This window comes from Bathymodiolus azoricus thioautotrophic gill symbiont (assembly GCF_001298715.1).
Lineage (GTDB): Bacteria > Pseudomonadota > Gammaproteobacteria > PS1 > Pseudothioglobaceae > Thiodubiliella.
The window spans coordinates 1-17,562 of record NZ_CDSC02000142.1; the positions used below are offsets into that span (position 1 = coordinate 1).

17 protein-coding genes are annotated in these 17,562 nt (G+C 37.5%); 10 read left to right on the forward strand and 7 right to left on the reverse strand.

Annotation, left to right across the window (positions count from 1 at the left end):
• The first annotated feature begins 12 nt into the window (after positions 1-12).
• From ubiM to BAZSYMA_RS02800, 10 genes are all read left to right on the forward strand, one after another.
• Positions 13-1,233, forward strand: coding sequence for a 5-demethoxyubiquinol-8 5-hydroxylase UbiM (gene ubiM / locus BAZSYMA_RS02755; RefSeq protein WP_090715431.1), 1,221 nt, complete (start codon positions 13-15; stop codon positions 1,231-1,233).
• A gap of 1 nt (position 1,234) precedes the next feature.
• Positions 1,235-3,748, forward strand: coding sequence for a [protein-PII] uridylyltransferase (glnD, locus tag BAZSYMA_RS02760; RefSeq protein ID WP_090715398.1), 2,514 nt, complete (start codon positions 1,235-1,237; stop codon positions 3,746-3,748).
• A 93-nt stretch (positions 3,749-3,841) separates the two neighbouring features.
• Complete coding sequence (trxA, locus tag BAZSYMA_RS02765; RefSeq protein ID WP_090715400.1) at positions 3,842-4,168, forward strand: thioredoxin TrxA; 327 nt, start codon at positions 3,842-3,844, stop codon at positions 4,166-4,168.
• 173 nt (positions 4,169-4,341) lie between these two features.
• Positions 4,342-5,604, forward strand: a complete 1,263-nt coding sequence (rho, locus tag BAZSYMA_RS02770; RefSeq protein WP_090715403.1) for a transcription termination factor Rho — start codon at positions 4,342-4,344, stop codon at positions 5,602-5,604.
• A gap of 22 nt (positions 5,605-5,626) precedes the next feature.
• Entirely contained in the window at positions 5,627-6,787 is a 1,161-nt protein-coding gene (lptF, locus tag BAZSYMA_RS02775) for an LPS export ABC transporter permease LptF (protein ID WP_090715435.1), read from the forward strand.
• A gap of 33 nt (positions 6,788-6,820) precedes the next feature.
• The gene (gene queF, locus BAZSYMA_RS02780) at positions 6,821-7,216 is read left to right on the forward strand and encodes a preQ(1) synthase (RefSeq protein ID WP_090715407.1); all 396 of its coding nucleotides are present in this window, start codon (positions 6,821-6,823) and stop codon (positions 7,214-7,216) included.
• Positions 7,217-7,232: 16 nt separating this feature from the next.
• On the forward strand, positions 7,233-8,408 hold the full coding sequence (gene pcnB / locus BAZSYMA_RS02785) for a polynucleotide adenylyltransferase PcnB (protein ID WP_090715437.1): 1,176 nt from the start codon (positions 7,233-7,235) through the stop codon (positions 8,406-8,408).
• Positions 8,409-8,532: 124 nt separating this feature from the next.
• Complete coding sequence (locus BAZSYMA_RS02790) at positions 8,533-9,366, forward strand: SDR family NAD(P)-dependent oxidoreductase (protein ID WP_090715410.1); 834 nt, start codon at positions 8,533-8,535, stop codon at positions 9,364-9,366.
• Positions 9,366-9,587, forward strand: coding sequence for an exodeoxyribonuclease VII small subunit (locus BAZSYMA_RS02795; protein ID WP_090715412.1), 222 nt, complete (start codon positions 9,366-9,368; stop codon positions 9,585-9,587). The genes BAZSYMA_RS02790 and BAZSYMA_RS02795 overlap by 1 nt, the downstream gene beginning before the upstream one ends.
• A 4-nt stretch (positions 9,588-9,591) precedes the next feature.
• A complete protein-coding gene (locus BAZSYMA_RS02800; protein WP_090715414.1) occupies positions 9,592-10,437 on the forward strand; it encodes a polyprenyl synthetase family protein in 846 nt (281 codons plus the stop codon).
• Between the two features lie 8 nt (positions 10,438-10,445).
• Here BAZSYMA_RS02800 and BAZSYMA_RS02805 read toward each other — a convergent pair whose 3' ends face one another.
• The 7 genes from BAZSYMA_RS02805 to BAZSYMA_RS02835 form a co-directional block, all read right to left on the reverse strand.
• Positions 10,446-11,390 (reverse strand): beta-ketoacyl-ACP synthase III, encoded by a 945-nt coding sequence (locus tag BAZSYMA_RS02805; protein WP_090715417.1) that lies wholly within the window; start codon positions 11,388-11,390, stop codon positions 10,446-10,448.
• Positions 11,383-12,408, reverse strand: coding sequence for a phosphate acyltransferase PlsX (gene plsX / locus BAZSYMA_RS02810; protein ID WP_090715418.1), 1,026 nt, complete (start codon positions 12,406-12,408; stop codon positions 11,383-11,385). Before plsX ends, BAZSYMA_RS02805 begins: the two co-directional genes overlap by 8 nt.
• Before the next feature lie 28 nt (positions 12,409-12,436).
• Positions 12,437-12,634: a 50S ribosomal protein L32 gene (rpmF, locus tag BAZSYMA_RS02815; RefSeq protein ID WP_090715420.1), complete on the reverse strand. Its 198-nt coding sequence runs from the start codon at positions 12,632-12,634 to the stop codon at positions 12,437-12,439.
• A gap of 5 nt (positions 12,635-12,639) precedes the next feature.
• Entirely contained in the window at positions 12,640-13,146 is a 507-nt protein-coding gene (locus BAZSYMA_RS02820) for a YceD family protein (RefSeq protein ID WP_090715422.1), read from the reverse strand.
• 62 nt (positions 13,147-13,208) lie between these two features.
• Positions 13,209-13,952 carry a 23S rRNA (guanosine(2251)-2'-O)-methyltransferase RlmB gene (rlmB, locus tag BAZSYMA_RS02825; RefSeq protein WP_090715425.1) on the reverse strand — a complete coding sequence of 248 codons (744 nt, stop codon included), beginning with the start codon at positions 13,950-13,952 and terminating at the stop codon, positions 13,209-13,211.
• Positions 13,952-14,827 (reverse strand): peptidylprolyl isomerase, encoded by an 876-nt coding sequence (locus BAZSYMA_RS02830; protein WP_090715427.1) that lies wholly within the window; start codon positions 14,825-14,827, stop codon positions 13,952-13,954. The genes rlmB and BAZSYMA_RS02830 overlap by 1 nt, the downstream gene beginning before the upstream one ends.
• A gap of 13 nt (positions 14,828-14,840) precedes the next feature.
• On the reverse strand, positions 14,841-16,991 hold the full coding sequence (locus BAZSYMA_RS02835; RefSeq protein ID WP_090715429.1) for an LPS-assembly protein LptD: 2,151 nt from the start codon (positions 16,989-16,991) through the stop codon (positions 14,841-14,843).
• Positions 16,992-17,562 lie beyond the last annotated feature (571 nt).

Below are 17,562 nucleotides of genomic sequence, written 5' to 3' on the forward strand. Positions count from 1 at the left end.
TTAAAACTAAAAATGCAAACTAACTATGATATTGTTATTATTGGTGGCGGACCTGCGGGACTGAGCTTTGCATGCTCGATGATAGATACTAATGCCCAAATATTGGTGGTAGAGAAGGCCAATATAGATGCAATTTCTAAGCCTAAGCCTGATGGCAGAGAGATTGCACTAACGCATTTATCTTTAGGGATTTTGAAAAAGTTAGGAGTTTGGGATTTGGTTGAGCAAAAAGAAGTGTCTTTACTAAAAGAGGCAAAGGTATTTGACGGTGATTCAGCGTCATTATTAAACTTTAGATCTGAGACCTCAGGCATTGAAGCGCTGGGTTATTTAGTGCCAAATTATCAACTACGACAAGCACTTTATCGCCGCGTACAACAAGCTGAAAATATTACTGTAATGACCGATGCTCTAGTAGAGGATGTGGCTAGTCACGAGTCACACTCAGATGTGTTGTTTGCCGATGGTAAGACGATTGTTGCTAAATTAGTGATTGCTGCTGACAGTCGTTTTTCTAATATTCGCCGCAAGGTCGGTATCCCGTCAACGATGAAAGATTTTTCTAAGGTAATGATTGTTACCACAATGAAGCATGAAAAATCCCACAACAATATTGCCTTAGAGTGCTTTGACTATGGACAAACTTTAGCGTTATTACCTATGGTAGGTAATGAGTCTTCTGTGGTATTAACGCTAGAGACGCAAAATTCTAAAGCGATGTTGGCATTGAGCGAAGAAGACTTTAACGCTAAAATGACTCAAGATTTCAGAAATGAATTAGGGCAAATGATGCAAGTCGGAGAGCGTCATTCTTACCCCTTGGTTGGCGTGCATGCAAAGACTTTTATTGCCAAGCGTTTTGCACTCGTTGGTGATGCGGCGGTAGGTATGCATCCAGTGACAGCACATGGTTTTAACTTAGGTCTCAGAGGGCAAAATATTTTGGCAACTTTGGTGAAAGAAGCCTTAATGCATGGGCAGGATATTGGCGCCCAATCTTTACTTAAGCGTTTTGAAAACAAACAAATTCATTTAAGTAAAGTGATGTTTTTCGGCACCAATGGTGTTGTGGCACTATTCACCAATGATTCACCAATGGCCAAGCAAATTAGAAGGTTTGTGTTAAATTTTGCTGAGCATTTCCCACCGATTAAGCGTCTTATTACCAATCACTTGACCGAAGCCAGTAAATCTGCGTTTCCAACACTAAAGAAAGTGCTAACGCATAAGTAACATGCAATTAAAAACTTTTAGAAATAGATACAAGGTTTTACAAGCATCATTAGCAGAAGATTTTCTAAAAAACCCTGACTTGGTGGCTGATTTAGTACAAAAGCGTAGTGATGAAATAGACGCTTTACTTAATGATATTTGGCAAGGTTTTGAGATTAACGAAGCTTTGTGTTTGGTTGCTGTAGGTGGCTATGGTCGTCGTGAATTACACCTGCATTCTGACATTGACTTACTAATTTTAATCCCTGATAGCACTCACGATAGACATCAACAAAGTCTGTCTAAGTTTCTGACTTTTTTATGGGATGTGGGGTTAGAAGTAGGGCACGCAACACGAGATATAGCAGATTGTATGGCAAATATTGGTGATTTGAGTGTGGCGACGAATTTGTTAGAGTCTAGGCGCCTTCTGGGTCAAGCATCTTTATTTTTAGAAATGAAATTAATGCTTAAGATGAGTGATTGGTCTTCTCAATCATTTTTCGTTGGTAAGCGAAAAGAACAACACAATCGCCATTTAAATTATTCGAATACCGCCTATAACCTAGAGCCAAATCTAAAGGAAAGCCCTGGTGGGTTGCGTGATATTCAAACCGTGGCATGGGTGGCAAAGTGGTATTTTGATGTTAATCTTTTCTCTGATTTAGTGGATAAAGGCTTTTTAACTCAGAATGAATATGATTTATTGGTGCAATCTCAATCATTTTTATGGAAAGTGCGTTTTGCCTTGCATATTGTTGCCAAGCGTCGAGAAGACAGAGTAGCCTTTCAGTATCAGCGAGAAATAGCTAGCGTGTTAGGATATCAGAATGGTGAGCGTATTGCAGTTGAGCAGTTTATGCGTGATTACTATCAAAGCGCAACCAAGGTGGCGCGTTTGAATGATATTTTATTACAGTTATTTGAGCAAAGTGTATTGCATGTACAAAATTTGAATACGCGTTTTATCATTAGCCATGGGTATATTTGCATGACCAATGATACTGTTTTTACCAAGCAACCCTCAGCATTTATTGAGATTTTCTTATTGGTTGCTAAACATAATTATGTGCGTGGCATCAGTGCAGAAACACTCAGACAGATGCAAAAAAACCTTGAATTGTGTGATAAGAATTATTACAAAAATCGTCAAAACAACCGCCTATTTATTGAATTATTGCAACAAAAACAAGGGGTTAACAAAGCACTTAAATTAATGAATCGTTATGGTGTGTTAGAGCGTTATATACCTGCTTTTGGTAAGATAACAGGGTTAATGCAATATGATTTGTTTCATGCTTATACGGTGGACCAGCATACTTTATTTGTGATTCGAAATCTTAGGCGTTTTTTTGTTAGTGATTTTTCCAAAGAGTTTGGACTTTGCAGTGAAATTGCACAAAATATTGCCAAGCCTGAGTTGCTATTATTAGCAGGACTGTTCCATGATATTGCCAAAGGGCAGGGTGGCGACCATGCAATTCTAGGTGCAGAAATCGTGCGTGAGTTTTTAAGATATCACAAATTTAAAATCAATGATATCTCCTTGGTGTCAGGCTTGGTAGAACAGCATTTATTAATGTCACAAATCTCACAAAAACAAGACCTTGAAGACCTTAATGTGATTAACCAATTTGCCAAAACTGTGAAATCTGTGCATTTTTTAGAGTTTTTGTACTTGTTAACTGTTGCTGATATTCGTGCCACAAAAGAGAATTTGTGGAACGAATGGAAAGATTCATTGTTGAAAAAACTATTTTATAAAACTAAAGAGCAACTACAAAACCATGTTGAACCTCCTAGTCTTGATAAGAAAATTAAGACGGTTAAAGAAGCACTAGCAGGGGCGATAGAACAGTATGGGCTTGATGTTGTGCAAATGGACAAAATACTTTCCACTTTGCCAAAAGATTATTTTTTGCACTATCAGATTGAAGATATTTTGTGGCATTTACAATTGCTCAGCAAAAAAAGCGATAAAACAATCAGAATTGCACAACGCCTATCAGAGTCTAGTGTAGTGGATATTTTTGTGTATGGCGATGATACCAAAGGACTGTTCTTTAAACTGGTAGGTGTTATTGAGAAATTGGGCTTGGACATCGTTGATGCGAAGATCTTAACCAGTAAGGATAACAAGGCTTACAATACAATTAGTGTTTTGCAAGATGAAAAATTAGAGCTAATTGATATTAGCCAAATTATAGAAAATAAGCTGTTACAAGCACCTGCTACTGTGAGAGAAGTGAGTGATAAATATGCGCACAGGCATTTTGACCATACCATACACATTGCATTTTCGCATAATGAAAAATGGAATCTTACCCAGCTTGAGGTTAGTACGATTGACAAACAAGGGGTGTTGTCAAATATTGCGCATATTTTTTACCAGTTGGATATTTATTTAGTGAATGCACGAATTTCAACTATGGGTGAGCGTGTAGAAGATGTTTTTTTTGTCAGTAATGCTGACAACAAACCTTTAAGTAAGGCGCAGCAGAAGCAATTAAGACAGTATTTACAAGAAAATTTATAAAATAATGTTGTTAAACACTAAATAGACGATATAATTCACCTAGATTTTAGTTTTTTCCAGCGACAAATACTTCCCGTAACAATACAACAATATATGAGTGATAAAATCAAAATAGTAACAGATGATTCTTTTGAATCAGATGTCGTTAATTCATCGCAAGCAGTTTTGGTAGATTTCTGGGCACCTTGGTGTGGTCCTTGTAAGGCGTTAGCGCCAGTGCTTGATGAAATCGCTAGTGAATACGATGGTAAGGCTACTATTGCTAAAATAAATATTGATGAAAACGAGCAATCACCACAGAAGTACGGCGTTCGTGGCATTCCAACAATGTTGGTATTTAAGGATGGCGAGGTTGTGGCAACTAAGATGGGCGCTTTGTCGAAAGCAGAATTAAGTGCATTCATTGATTCAAATATTTAGAAAAACACTAACTTCCATTAATTTCAAATTTTTTTTAAAACTTAATTTAACAAAACCTGTTGTTCTGCTGATTGAAAACCCTTAAACATTTTTTACAAACTAACTTTTTTAACTTTAATTGACCCACTCTGGTTGCTCTGAGCAACTTTATCTTTCTATAACCCCCTAAAAACATGAAATTATCTGAACTAAAACGCTCATCGGCTACCGAATTATTAGAATTGGCACAATCTCTTGGTATCGAAAACATTGCTCGCGCCAAAAAACAAGCCCTTATTTTCTCAATTCTCAAATACAAAGCAGATAACGATGAAGAGGTATTGGGTGATGGTGTATTAGATATATTGCAAGAGGGCTATGGTTTTTTACGCTCAGCAGATGATTCTTATGTTTCTGGTCCAGACGATATTTATGTTTCACCCAATCAAATCCGTCGTTTTAATTTATCAACAGGCGATGTTGTTACCGGCAAGATTCGTGCACCTAAAAAAGGCGAGAAGTATTTTGCTTTGGTGAAAGTTTTTGAGGTGAATGGTGAGGATCCAGATAATGTTAGAAATAGAGTTTCTTTCGCTTCATTGATACCATTGCATCCAAATGAGCGTATTGGATTAGAGATTGGCAATGGTGGTACTGAAGATATTACCGCCAGAGTGATTGACCTTGTTGCGCCTTTTGGTAAAGGGCAAAGGGGTTTGTTAGTTGCGCCACCTAAGGCAGGAAAAACAATGATTATGCAAAATATTGCATCTTCTATTTCTCTTAATCACCCAGAGTGCGAATTGATTGTGCTATTGATTGATGAGCGTCCTGAGGAAGTAACAGAGATGGAGCGCACAGTGCGTGGTGAAGTGGTCGCTTCAACTTTTGATGAATCAGCCAAGCGCCATGTACAAGTGGCTGAAATCGTTATTGAGAAAGCCAAGCGTCGTGCAGAGCAGGGTAAAGATGTGGTAATTTTATTAGACTCAATCACCAGATTAGCGCGTGCTTACAATACCGTTGCACCATCTTCAGGCAAAGTACTAACAGGTGGCGTTGATGCTAATGCCTTACAACGACCAAAGCGTTTCTTTGGTGCAGCGAGAAACATTGAAAATGGTGGTAGTATTACTATTATTGCTACTGCTTTGATTGACACTGGTTCAAAAATGGACGAAGTCATTTATCAAGAATTTAAGGGCACAGGTAATATGGAATTACACTTAGAGCGTCGTTTGAGTGAAAAACGCATTTTCCCAGCCATTAATATTAATGCTTCTGGTACGCGTCGTGAAGAGTTGATTGTTGACGAAAAAGAGTTACAAAAGATGTGGATTCTACGCAAAATTTTACACCCAATGGACACAGTGGAAGCAGCAGAGTTTTTAATTGACCGTTTAAAACTAAGCAAAACCAATGATGAATTTTTCTCATCTATGTCACAGAAAAAATAAAAACACATTTATTTTTAGAGGCATGAAGCTATCCAATGATTTTAAACAAGCCTATTATTTAATCAACACCATTTTAGCGAAATACTTAATGCGTAATGCATGGGTGTTGACAGGTGCTGTTTTTCTGATTATTAGCCTAGTGGTATTTGGCAATCAGGTGGTATTAATGATTAAGGAAAGTATAAAGTACGGCATCCCTACAACAGATTTGTTGCCATTGATTAGCTTTAATATGATAAGAGATATCCCTTTAATCTTATCTTTATCGTTGTTTTTAGCGATTATCTTAACAGTTAGTAAATTCTACAAAAACTCAGAAGCCGTTGTCATGAACTCACTTGGCTTAGGTGACAAACATTTTATGGTGTTTATGCAACCTGTTGTTTTGCCTGTTTCACTTTTTATTTTGCTTTTAACAACATTGGTAGTGCCTTGGACTAAAACGCAAAAAAATATCATTATAGAGCGTAACAATAACGCCTCAGAATTTGCATTTATCAAACAAAGAGAATTTCAAGAATTTAAAAATGGTGAGATTGTTTTTTACACATCCAAGGTGAAAGGTGCTGATGGTAATGCACAACAACAGATGGAGGAAGTGTTTGTTTATACATTAGACGATGGTGAGCCAATTATTACCTTGGCTAAACAAGCGCAAAAATATACAAACCCCAAAACCCATAGTACTTATTTGCGCTTACAGGATGGTATGCGTTATCATGGTTTTCCAAGTGAGGCTAATAAAAAAATCTTGAATTTTGATTCGTATGATTTGCAAATTATTGATGGCGAGGTTCGCTCTGATGGAGGCTCTACCAAAGAAGAATCGCAAGGCATGATTGATTTGCTTTATTCTGATAACCCTAAGGATGTTGCTGAATTTCAGTGGCGCTTATCACAACCACTCAGTATCTTTATTTTGTCTTTTTTAGGTGTTTTACTAGGAAAAACTTCTCATAGAGGTGGAAAAAACTTGGGTGTACTATTTGGTGTAGCGGCTTTTATCATCTATAACAACGCTTTGCTTATGGCACGCTCATCTTTAGAGAGTGGGGAAATTTCTGCACTTGTGGGCTTGTGGTGGGTGCATTTACTGATGTTTGGTTTTATTTTTCTATTGTATATTTATCGACACGAAAAATTAACGATGATAACGAATTTGTTATTAGAGAAGGTAAAATAACCTCACATTTTTATTTTAAAAGGAATTTATTCGATGTCATCTCAAGCAAGCAAAACCTTGGAAGTTTTTGACAATCCAAATAGGGCGCGCGATTATGTTATTCAAATTGAACTACCAGAGTTCACTTGTCTTTGTCCAAAGACAGGGCAGCCTGATTTTGCCACGCTACACTTAGAATATATTGCGAATAAGGATTGTGTTGAGTTGAAATCTTTGAAAATGTATGTTTGGTCATTTCGTGATGAAGGTGCTTTCCATGAGGCGGTAACCAATCAAATTTTAGAAGACTTAGTGGCAGCAACCAATCCTCGCTTTATGCGTCTTAAAGCGATTTTTAATGTGCGTGGCGGTGTTTATACAACCGTCATTGCTGAGCACCAACAATCAGGCTGGCAGCCCAAACCTAGTGTTGATCTCAAACATATTTAAAAAAGTCTCGCAAGCTATGAGAGGCTCTAAGGTAGAGCCTATTCGTCAGTCGATTCAATTCCCAAAAAAATTCTTGGATAAAAATGCACTTAGAGTGGTTAACACTATTCACAAGGCAGGTTTTGAAGTTTACTTGGTCGGTGGTTGCGTCAGAGATTTACTACTGGGTTTAGAGCCCAAAGATTTCGATGTGGCAACCAATGCCAAGCCTGAGCAAGTACACAAGCTGTTTAAGCGTTCACGCGTGATTGGACGGCGTTTTCGCTTAGTGCATGTAATGTTTGGTGCGCGTGATTTTATTGAAGTTGCTACTTTTCGTTCTGGTAAAGTGCAAACTGCTAAAAATGGTGTTATTATGCGCGATAATCGTTACGGAAAATTAGAAAATGATGTAGTGCGTAGGGATTTTAATATCAACGCCCTATATTACGATGTACACAAGCAAGAAGTCATTGACTATGTTGGTGGCTTAAAAGATATTGAAGCGAGTGAAATCCATATGATTGGTGAGGCTAAATCGCGTTTTAAAGAAGACCCTGTGCGCATGATTCGTGCTGTTCGTTTTAGTGAAAAGTTAAATGCAGAACTCAGTCATGAGATTCAAGATTGCATAATGGAACAGGCGTCATTACTTAGCAATATTTCGCCAGCACGCCTGTACGAAGAGTGTATTAAATTGTTTCAAAATGAATACTCGTTTCAAGTATATGAGCAATTAGAGCATTATGGGTTATTAAAACATTTATTTAAGCAAACACACAAGGATGCTTTCATTAAAAAGGCATGTATCAATACTTCTCAGCGCATTAAACAGAACAAGCCAGTCACACCCGCTTTTTTATTTGCTGTATTTTTATGGCAGGCACAAAATAATCGCTTTACTCGTATTAAGAAGAAACAACACTCTTTTAATTTGGCAATGATGCAAGCTTGCGATGAGACGATTATCCAGCAAATTAAACAAGTATCACTACCAAAATATTTAACAGCTAGAATTAGAGACATTTGGATGATGCAGTCGAAATTGGAAAAGATGCACCCAAAAAAAGTACAGTTTTTATTAGGGCATCCACGATTTAGAATGGGTTATGATTTTTTGGTATTGCGTAGTAAGAGTATCAATCCAGAGCTCAAAGAAGTTGCTGATTTTTGGACGAAGGCACAAGAAGAGCCTTTAGACAGTCATGAATGATCATGCCTCCCAAAGGGTTGTATGCTGTCAATAAAAACACCACCTTGTGTCAATTTAGAAACTTTTTAAAAGCCATCACTTTTTTATATTCACTCATAATTATGCAAATATGCAAAGCCCTCCTATGAAATCTGTTTTAATCACAGGCTGCTCCTGTGGTATCGGTTTGTGCGTGGCACAAGGCTTAAAGCAGGCAGGCTACCGGGTATTTGCTAGCGCCAGACAAGAAAAAGATGTTGAAATGCTTAAAGCTCAAGGTTTTGAAGCGCTACACTTAGATTTGTCCTCATCTAAGTCCATTAATATGGCAATTGATGCTGTTTTTAAGAAGACAAATACATTGTATGGTTTAATTCATAATGGTGCTTATGGGCAAGTAGGGGCGTTGGAAGATATTTCTCGTCAAGTCCTAGAAGCCCAATTTCAAACCAATGTTTTTGGTTGGCATGAATTGACCAATTTGGTATTACCAAAAATGAAGCAATACAACAAAGGGCGCATTATTTACCTCAGTTCGGTATTGGGCTTTGTGGCAATGCCATTTCGCGGGGCTTATAATGCCTCTAAATTTGCCATTGAAGGTTTGGCGAATACTTTACGCTTAGAATTATCAAAGACGCAGGTACAACTGTCTTTAATTCAGCCTGGGCCGATTGAATCTAAATTTAGAGCGAATGCTTACAAGGCTTTTAGTAAACATATAGAGATTGAAAATAGTGATTATCGAGCAAATTATCAGAAGATGATTGTGCGCTTGCAATCAAAAGAATTAGCAGATTTCACTTTAGGTGCAGAAGCGGTGTTAAAATGTTGTCTACACGCACTCAGTGCAAAACAAGCAAAAATTCATTACCGTGTAACATTTCCAACAAAATTGTTTGCGGTTCTGATTAGACTATTGCCAACTTGGTTAATGGATAAAGCGTTAAATAAAGCCGGTGGTGGCGGAGAAAGATAATGACAACAAAATTTGATTTTAATAAAGGCTTAAGTAAACTTGAAGATATTGTTAAAACGATGGAGTCAGGCGATTTGAGTTTAGAAGATTCTTTAAAATATTTTGAAAAAGGCGTAGCATTAACACGCCAATGTCAGGCAGCATTAAGCAAAGCGGAGCAAAAAATTGCACTATTGAGTGCTGATGATGGCTATCAATCCCAGCAGCCACTTGAGCAATAGCTTTATGAACCATGCTAAGCGTGTTAATCAACACTTAGACAAAGTTTTATCCAATCAGGGTAGTTTAACTGAGGCAATGCGTTATAGTGTTTTGTCAGGTGGCAAGCGCTTTCGAGCGACTTTAACTTATACAGTAGCACAGACTTTTGATGCTAATCTTGACTTGGCTGATGGGTGCGCTTGTGCAGTAGAGCTGATCCATGCTTATTCTTTAATTCATGATGACTTGCCAGCCATGGATGATGACGATATCCGTCACAATCAACCTGCTTGCCATAAGCAATTTGGCGAAGCACAGGCTATTTTGGCGGGTGATGGCTTGCAAGCCTTAGCTTTTGAGGTGTTGGCGAGCGATACACAGTTGTCAGCACAAACACGAATTAACACCCTGCAAGCGCTTACTCATGCTTCTTTTGAGATGGCGCAAGGGCAATCTATTGATTTAGGTGTGGCTTCAAAGATAATTGATGTTGATACTTTGAGAGATGTGCATCAGAAAAAAACAGGTGCTTTACTAGGTTGTGCAGTCAAACTTGGCGCTTTGGTGTCTGAGTCTTGCAATGAGCAAGATATACTCGCACTAGAGCGTTTTGCTAAAAATATTGGTTTGGCGTATCAAATTCAAGACGATGTGTTGGATGTGCTTACCCCTGAAGAAATATTAGGTAAAAAACAGAATTCTGATGCTGATAAAAACAAGCCGACTTATCCAGCCTTATTGGGTTTAGAGCGCTCAAAATCTGAGTTTGAGCGTTTGTATCAACAAGCATTCAATGATTTGGATGTACTTAGTGTGGATACAACACAATTACGAGGGCTGACTTTGAGATTACAAGGTAGAAAATTTTAGATTCAATCCTAAAATTTAACGAGAACACTGCCCCAGCTAAAACCACCACCAATACCTTCGAATAATAGACTTTGTCCTTTTTGGATACGACCATCACGCACCGCTGTGTCAAGCGCCAAAGGAATTGAGGCGGCAGAAGTATTGCCGTGTTTGTCTAGGGTAACCACAACTTTATCCATTGGCATTTTAATGCGCTTAGCAACGGCTGAAATAATGCGAATATTAGCTTGGTGTGGCACCATCCAATCAAGTTCGTCAGAGTCCATATCACAGGCTTTTAGTGTGTCTTCTGCTAAAGAAGACAGACGGTTAACGGCAATCTTAAAAACTTCATTGCCTGCCATTTCAATAAAGCCTGTTTCGTTGATGGTATTGTTGCTAACTTGTAAAGAAGATAGGTAATTGCCATCACTAAATAGTTTTGAATGTAGAATGCCCGTTTCTTCGCTACCCTCTAGAACAACAGCACCAGCGCCATCACCAAATAAAATAGCGGTAGAACGGTCTTTCCAGTCAACAATACGAGATAGCGTTTCACTACCAACCACCAATACTTTGTTAGCCGCACCTGTTTTAATGTATTGCTCGGCTGTTGTTAGGGCAAAAACAAAGCCTGCACAAACCGATTGCAAATCAAAAGCAGGACAGTTGGCACCAATTGCTTTTTGTAACATAGTAGCTGTTGCTGGGAAAATCTTGTCAGGGGTGGTGGTGGCTAAAATGATTAAATCCAGTTCGGCGGCATTAATACCTGACATTTCTAATGCATTATTAGCTGCAATGACAGCCAAATCACAGGTTGATTCATTGGTAACAATGCGCCTTTCTTTGATGCCTGTGCGTGAGGTAATCCATTCATCAGAGGTATCAATCGTTTTAGATAAGTCGTCGTTAGTGACAATCTTTGGCGGTAAATAAGAGCCTGTGCCAATAATTCTGGCAAATTTATTCACTGTTTTTTTCTAATTCTAAGGACACTTGTGTTGCTATTTTCTCAGTAATTTTCACTTGAGCTTCAAGATAGGCTTCTTTTATTGCTTGAAAAAATGAATCAACATCAGCACCACCGTGACTTTTAATCACAATACCGCGTAGCCCCAATAGGCTAGCGCCGTTATATTGTCCAGGATTAAGGCTGGCTTTAAAGTCTTTTAAAACAGGCTTGGCAATGAGTGCGATTATTTTGGTAAAGATGTTCTTGGTAAAGGCCTGCTTAAGATAATGCCCCATCATTGATGCTACGCCTTCGCTAGCTTTGAGTGCAATATTACCTTCAAAGCCATCGCAAACCACCAAATCAATGTTGCCTTTATAAATATCATCACCTTCAATAAAGCCAATATAATTAAGATTTGAGGCTTTTAATAGCTCGGAAGTTTTCTTGATATTATCGTTGCCTTTCATTTCTTCTTCACCAACATTTAGCAAGCCAACTGTTGGTGAATTAATATTTTCAGTATATTTAACAGCAATAGAGCCCATAATGGCAAATTCAACCAGGGATTTAGGTCCAGAATTAATATTTGCACCTAGGTCAAGCATATGTGTGTGCCCACTCATTGTTGGCATACGACCCATAATCGCAGGGCGACTAATGCCACTTATGGTTTTAAGTACAAAGCGAGAAATTGCCATTAATGCACCTGTATTGCCAGCACTAACGCAAGCATCAACAGTGTTATCTTTGACTAAATTAATAGCAACACGCATAGAGGCATCCTTCTTTTTGCGTAACGCATTTGAAGGTGATTCATCCATAGTGATAACCTCACTAGCGTGCGTAACATTAAAACGATTGCTGAGTTTTTGACTAGAAGGGTGTTTGTTAAGCTCTGTTTGAATACTAGATTTATCGCCGACAAAAACTAACTGCAAATCTGGAAACACATTCAAGGCTTTGATGCCTGCTGCAACAGTTGTGGGTATCCCATGATCCCCTCCCGATGCATCAATTGACACCTTGATTGTCATAATAAATCAAGAATCCTGATTAAGTCTTTTAAGCTTCTACTTCTGGAATATCTTCTACTTTATTGATAACTTTCTTACCACGGTAGTAACCATCAGCAGTTATATGGTGGCGTAAGTGAATCTCACCAGTTTCTTGATCTTCAGATAAAGCGGGGCTTGTTAATGCATTGTGCGAGCGACGCATGCCTCTCTTTGAAGGGGTTTTTCTACTTTTTTGAACGGCCATTTTTATTACTCCTTAGTTGTTTTTAATTGTTCTAATATTGCAAAAGGGTTTTCACGCTTTTGTTTATTTATCAGTTGTGTGTTTTGATACGATACGCATTCATAACCATGCATTGGCGTCATCGGGATAGATATTAACACTTCATCCGTTATAAATTCAATTGTCGAAAATTCATCCTCAGTACTTAGAATCATCTCAAAGCTAGAGTCTAGCTCTTCACCTTGTTGTTCGTTTTGCACAAAAGCAAGCTGAAACTTAGGCTCTAAATGAAGTTTGACTTCATCTAAACATCGTTGGCAGGTAAGTGCCAAATCCAGCTTAATTTCACCTTTAATGCAAGGAATCCTACCATATTCAAGATTAAAACTTAACTTAACATCAACGGTTGAATCTTGGTTGCTGACTAAATCTCTAATTCTAGGTAGATCTTTTACTTTGTAGGTTTGCGAGAAGATTAATGATCTAAAGGCAAACTTAAAAAGTTTAATTTGTTTGGGTATTCCTTGTTTCATTGCAAAAACCTGATAATTTTACCAAAAAAAGACACTTTTAGGAACTTAATTATACGAAGAACTTAATTTAATCGCTGTCTACTTGCTTCAAACAAAGCAATGCCTGTGGCAACTGAGACATTTAAACTTTCTACATTACCTTGCATTGGAATCATTGCCAGTTGGTCGCAAGATTTCTTAGTGAGAGGGCGCAATCCTGAGCCTTCAGAGCCCATGATAATCGCACTAGGTGTGCTTAAATCTATTTGATAAAGTGATGTTTTAGTTGAGCTATCTAAACCTACCACCCAAATATCCTCTTCTTTTAGTGCTTTAATTGTACGCGCTAGATTGGTTACTGAGAAGATTTTGAGCTGATTAAGTGCACCTGCTGAGGTTTTATGTACTAGGGCATTAATGGGTGCTGAACCGTCTTTGTTAATGACCACACAATCCACACCTGCGGCATTTGCACTACGTAGACAAGCGCCTAAATTTCTTGGGTCTTGTATTGAGTCTAGAATAAGTATTAGAGCGGTTTTTTCAAGTTTGGTGGTGTGCTGCATTAATCCATCTTGATTTGGTAGGGTAGGCAGTAATATTTCAGCAACAACGCCTTGATGTGTTTGGTTTTTGGTGAGTTTATCTAACTGTTGCTTTGTTGCGTGTTGTGTATTGATGCTTAATTTATCCAGCTGTGTGCTTATTGTGTTGAGGCGCTTGTCGTTGCGGCTGTCCAATGTATAGACTTTAAGTAAGCATTCTGGATTGGACTCTAGTTGTGCTTGAATTGCATGAAACCCAAAGATAACGATGGATTTTGGCATTAAAGCTTATGCTTAAAAATATCTATATAAAGCTTTTTTGTGCGTAATGTCTTTACCCATGCTTGAAAAAAGGCGTTGCGTTTAGTCTGGAGCAATTGTGCCTTAATATTTAATATATGTGCATCAACTTCTCGCTCAGCAGCAATCTTAATAATTAACCAATCTTGCTCAATTTTAAAAGGCGCAGATGCTTCGTCTAATCCAAGATTTAATAGCTGCTGTTGAAACAACTCAGGGAGCTTGGTTTTTTCTAGCCAGACAGACTCTGTCACAGGGTCTTTAGAATATTGTTTAGCAAGCTCGGAAAATGAAGCGTTATTTTTAATCTGTTCACTTATTTTTGCGATGTATTCTTTAATTAATTGAGGGGAGGGGTATTTTTTATCGTCAATATTGAGCACAATTTGTGCGACTTTAATTTGTTTAAGAATACTACTTTCGCTAGCTGGATTTATGGCGAGCGCTTCATCAATTTCTGCTTGTGTTATTGTGATATCACTTTGTTGTAAGATAATTTCTTTTAAACCTTGAAGAGAAAGCTCTTGAGAGGTGCGCTCAACAATTTCATCAAATTGATCATTAGACTGTAATTGCGCTAAAGTTAAATTATTTTGCTTCGCAATATTCTCCAACATTGCATTAAGAGTCTCAGGTTTTGGCTTAATGCCTAGCGCTTGTATTTTTTCTTTTTGCAAGGCTATGTCAATTTGTTGATCGATAAGTGCCAGTTTTTGGGTCTTGGTAGTGTCTTTATTGATTTGGTCTGTAATACTGTCATAAGTGATAACGCTATCGTTAACAATGGCAATAATACTGTTAGATACAGATAAAGCGTTAAGCGAAAAAACAAAAATAAGTGTAAGTAAGTATTTCATTAAAGGGCCTCCATTATTCTAAATTACCCAAATAGTTTGGGATATCTTCTTCTAAGTGTGAAGTCAAATTAGAGCTGCTTGAAGCCAAGCCTTTAAGCACAAATTCAAATTTCGTCACATTGTCGAATTTATTCCCAGATGTAATTTCTTTAAGTTGTGCAACGCGTATTGCCCAGCAACAAGACTCATAGGCAACACCAATGGTTTTTTTGCTGTTGATGGAGTCACTTAGCGAGCGGTTAACTCCAGCAAATGCATGTATTTTTTTTGTGACTGGGTAGGCACCATACAAACCTGCTGACCTTTGCTCGCCATCGTCACCCTGTGTTAGTGTGATGAATTTTCTAGCGTTTGATGTGTAACTTAATGCGCTGTGACGCTTTGCAACTTCACTAATCTGTGTGTCGTATTCTAACGAGTTATTAAAAGTAAACTTACCTATTGTAAGCTCAGCACCAGCAACAGTGTTTGAATAATCTTTACCATCTTTTTTGTCTAGATAGTATGCTTGAGCGATTTTTAGTGCTAAATAAGTTTCGCCTGTTTTTTGGTCAACAAAATCAGACTCAAGTCCAAGAGTAATATCATTAGTTTTGCTGATTTTGTCAAGACCTGTGTATTCTTTGCCAGAGAATAAGTTTTCATAAGTGTTGCTCATTTTTTCAGAATCAAAGTTTGGTAGTGCACTTTGGTTTCTATATGGCGTATAGTTGTAGGCCAATCTTGGTGTTAATATTTGGGTTACACCTTTACCAAATAAACCAATATCTCTTTCAAAAAACAACTTAGAGTCAATACCAAAGCTATAGATGGAACGGTCTTTTTTTGTTTTATCATCCATTACATATTTTGTTTTAGAGATTTCAAATTTAGGCTGTAGTGAATAAGCATTGGTCTTAATATCACGCCCAAATGTTGCTTGAGCATGGGTACGAATACCGGTTTCATTGGCACCTTTGGTCTTGTGTTTAAATTGGGTGCTAATGATAGAGAAATTAACCTCTCTACCATTCAAACCCACTACTTTTTTATTGATAGAAATTTCAGGTGCACGCCTGTACTCTGCGTCGTTATTATCACCAACTAACTGCTCACTTTCAGCAAATATTGAAGCCTTAAGATTTTGTTCTTTATTTTTATAAGCTAAATTAACAGAAGAGATTAATGATGTTTCCCCAGTATTATTATGTGAAACTTCTTTAAAATATTGTTTATCTGATACACGCTTACTAATGACATTTAATTCAGTTTTGTCGTTCAAAGATAAGTCTAATTTTGAGTTAGCATACCAACGCTCTTCTTTGCTGATTTTGTCTTTGTTGAGATAATGACCCTCAATCTCAATACGCCCGTTGTCAAGTAGTTGGCGATATTTACCCTCAACAGCCTCACCCCGAGTGGAAACATGATTGAGTGTCAATAAGAAATCACGCTCAGGTGCGATATTAAAGTAGTAAGGGATACGAATTTGATACCCACTTTTGCCATTGCCTGAATCATCAAAAGTAGCAAGTGTTGGCGCCAAGAAGCCAGAGCTTCTACCTTTTAATTTCCACTCATATTGTGGATAATAAAAGATTGGCACACCCATTAATTCAACGGTTACATTTTCAGCAACGCCTTTGTTGGCTTTAGGGTTGAGCGTCATTTTAGAGGCTTTCATCACCCAATCAGTGTTGCCAACTGGACACAAAGTGTAAGAAACTGAGTCAAAGGTTTGCACCTTGCCATCATTAACAATTTTTTGCGCCTGACCGTTAAATTTGCCTTTTGGATAATGGAATTTAACTTGCTTAAACACGGTGTGTATTCCCGAGTCTTGTTTCTTTATAGTTGCTTTACCACCCGTTAGCATAATATCAGCGCCTTGGAATTTAATGTTGCCATCTGCCTTTGAAGTCTTGGTGGCTTTTTGCAAGTTGATTTTATCTGCTGCCAAGTAATATTCGGCTGAATTAATAGAGGCATTACCTGTTAATAAATAATTGCCATCAATAACTTCACTATGGTCTGCACTAATCTCTAAATTTTTGGCGTCTTTAGCAAGAACTTGCTTAGGAAAAAGTAATGGTGTACTACTACAGCTAACAACATAATCCTGGTCTTGTGCGTTAACAATACTTGATAACAAAATAATGGTAGAAAGAGCGAGTTGCTTTCTCATAAATCAATCCTGTATTTAATTTAAAAATTCAAGGCGAGATTTTAACATTATATAAACCCCAGTAGAGACCTTTGCATAACGCATATTTTTTCAAAATTACCTGTATTTTTCATAAAATCCAAAAAAAACTTATTTTCACCAACTGTTTTTTTACTTTATCTTTCTATTTTTAGCTCTTTCCTGCTCGTTCCCTTTAGATTTTGCATTTGTGTAAATACATTCATCCCAGTTTTTGGGTTGTGACTCATGACAACGAATTGCACTCTGGTTTTATTTCTTTTCAGTCCAAGGCATCTTGCCTTTAAAGCTTTGTTGTTTTGTTTACTAGGAGACCTTTGAATAATTCATAATTTCTACCCCTAATTCACTCTCATCCATTTTTTTTAAAAAATTTTCCAAATTTCTCCATATTTTTTCATAAAAACCTAAAAACCCCCTTTTAAATCTACGCTTTTAGCATTTATTTTCTTGCTTTTTGTTACTTTTTATCCTTTTACCACTCATTGGACGCAATAACCCCTTAACCCTTTTAACCGCTGCATTTCTTTAAAAATATTCATCCCAGTTTTAA

Coding starts and splice junctions, on each gene's coding strand:
- ubiM (WP_090715431.1), top strand. CDS start 13: ATGCAAACTAACTATGATATTGTTATTATTGGTGGCGGACCTGCGGGA.
- glnD (WP_090715398.1), top strand. CDS start 1,235: ATGCAATTAAAAACTTTTAGAAATAGATACAAGGTTTTACAAGCATCA.
- trxA (WP_090715400.1), top strand. CDS start 3,842: ATGAGTGATAAAATCAAAATAGTAACAGATGATTCTTTTGAATCAGAT.
- rho (WP_090715403.1), top strand. CDS start 4,342: ATGAAATTATCTGAACTAAAACGCTCATCGGCTACCGAATTATTAGAA.
- lptF (WP_090715435.1), top strand. CDS start 5,627: ATGAAGCTATCCAATGATTTTAAACAAGCCTATTATTTAATCAACACC.
- queF (WP_090715407.1), top strand. CDS start 6,821: ATGTCATCTCAAGCAAGCAAAACCTTGGAAGTTTTTGACAATCCAAAT.
- pcnB (WP_090715437.1), top strand. CDS start 7,233: ATGAGAGGCTCTAAGGTAGAGCCTATTCGTCAGTCGATTCAATTCCCA.
- BAZSYMA_RS02790 (WP_090715410.1), top strand. CDS start 8,533: ATGAAATCTGTTTTAATCACAGGCTGCTCCTGTGGTATCGGTTTGTGC.
- BAZSYMA_RS02795 (WP_090715412.1), top strand. CDS start 9,366: ATGACAACAAAATTTGATTTTAATAAAGGCTTAAGTAAACTTGAAGAT.
- BAZSYMA_RS02800 (WP_090715414.1), top strand. CDS start 9,592: ATGAACCATGCTAAGCGTGTTAATCAACACTTAGACAAAGTTTTATCC.
- plsX (WP_090715418.1), bottom strand. CDS start 12,408: ATGACAATCAAGGTGTCAATTGATGCATCGGGAGGGGATCATGGGATA.
- rpmF (WP_090715420.1), bottom strand. CDS start 12,634: ATGGCCGTTCAAAAAAGTAGAAAAACCCCTTCAAAGAGAGGCATGCGT.
- BAZSYMA_RS02820 (WP_090715422.1), bottom strand. CDS start 13,146: ATGAAACAAGGAATACCCAAACAAATTAAACTTTTTAAGTTTGCCTTT.
- rlmB (WP_090715425.1), bottom strand. CDS start 13,952: ATGCCAAAATCCATCGTTATCTTTGGGTTTCATGCAATTCAAGCACAA.
- BAZSYMA_RS02830 (WP_090715427.1), bottom strand. CDS start 14,827: ATGAAATACTTACTTACACTTATTTTTGTTTTTTCGCTTAACGCTTTA.
- BAZSYMA_RS02835 (WP_090715429.1), bottom strand. CDS start 16,991: ATGAGAAAGCAACTCGCTCTTTCTACCATTATTTTGTTATCAAGTATT.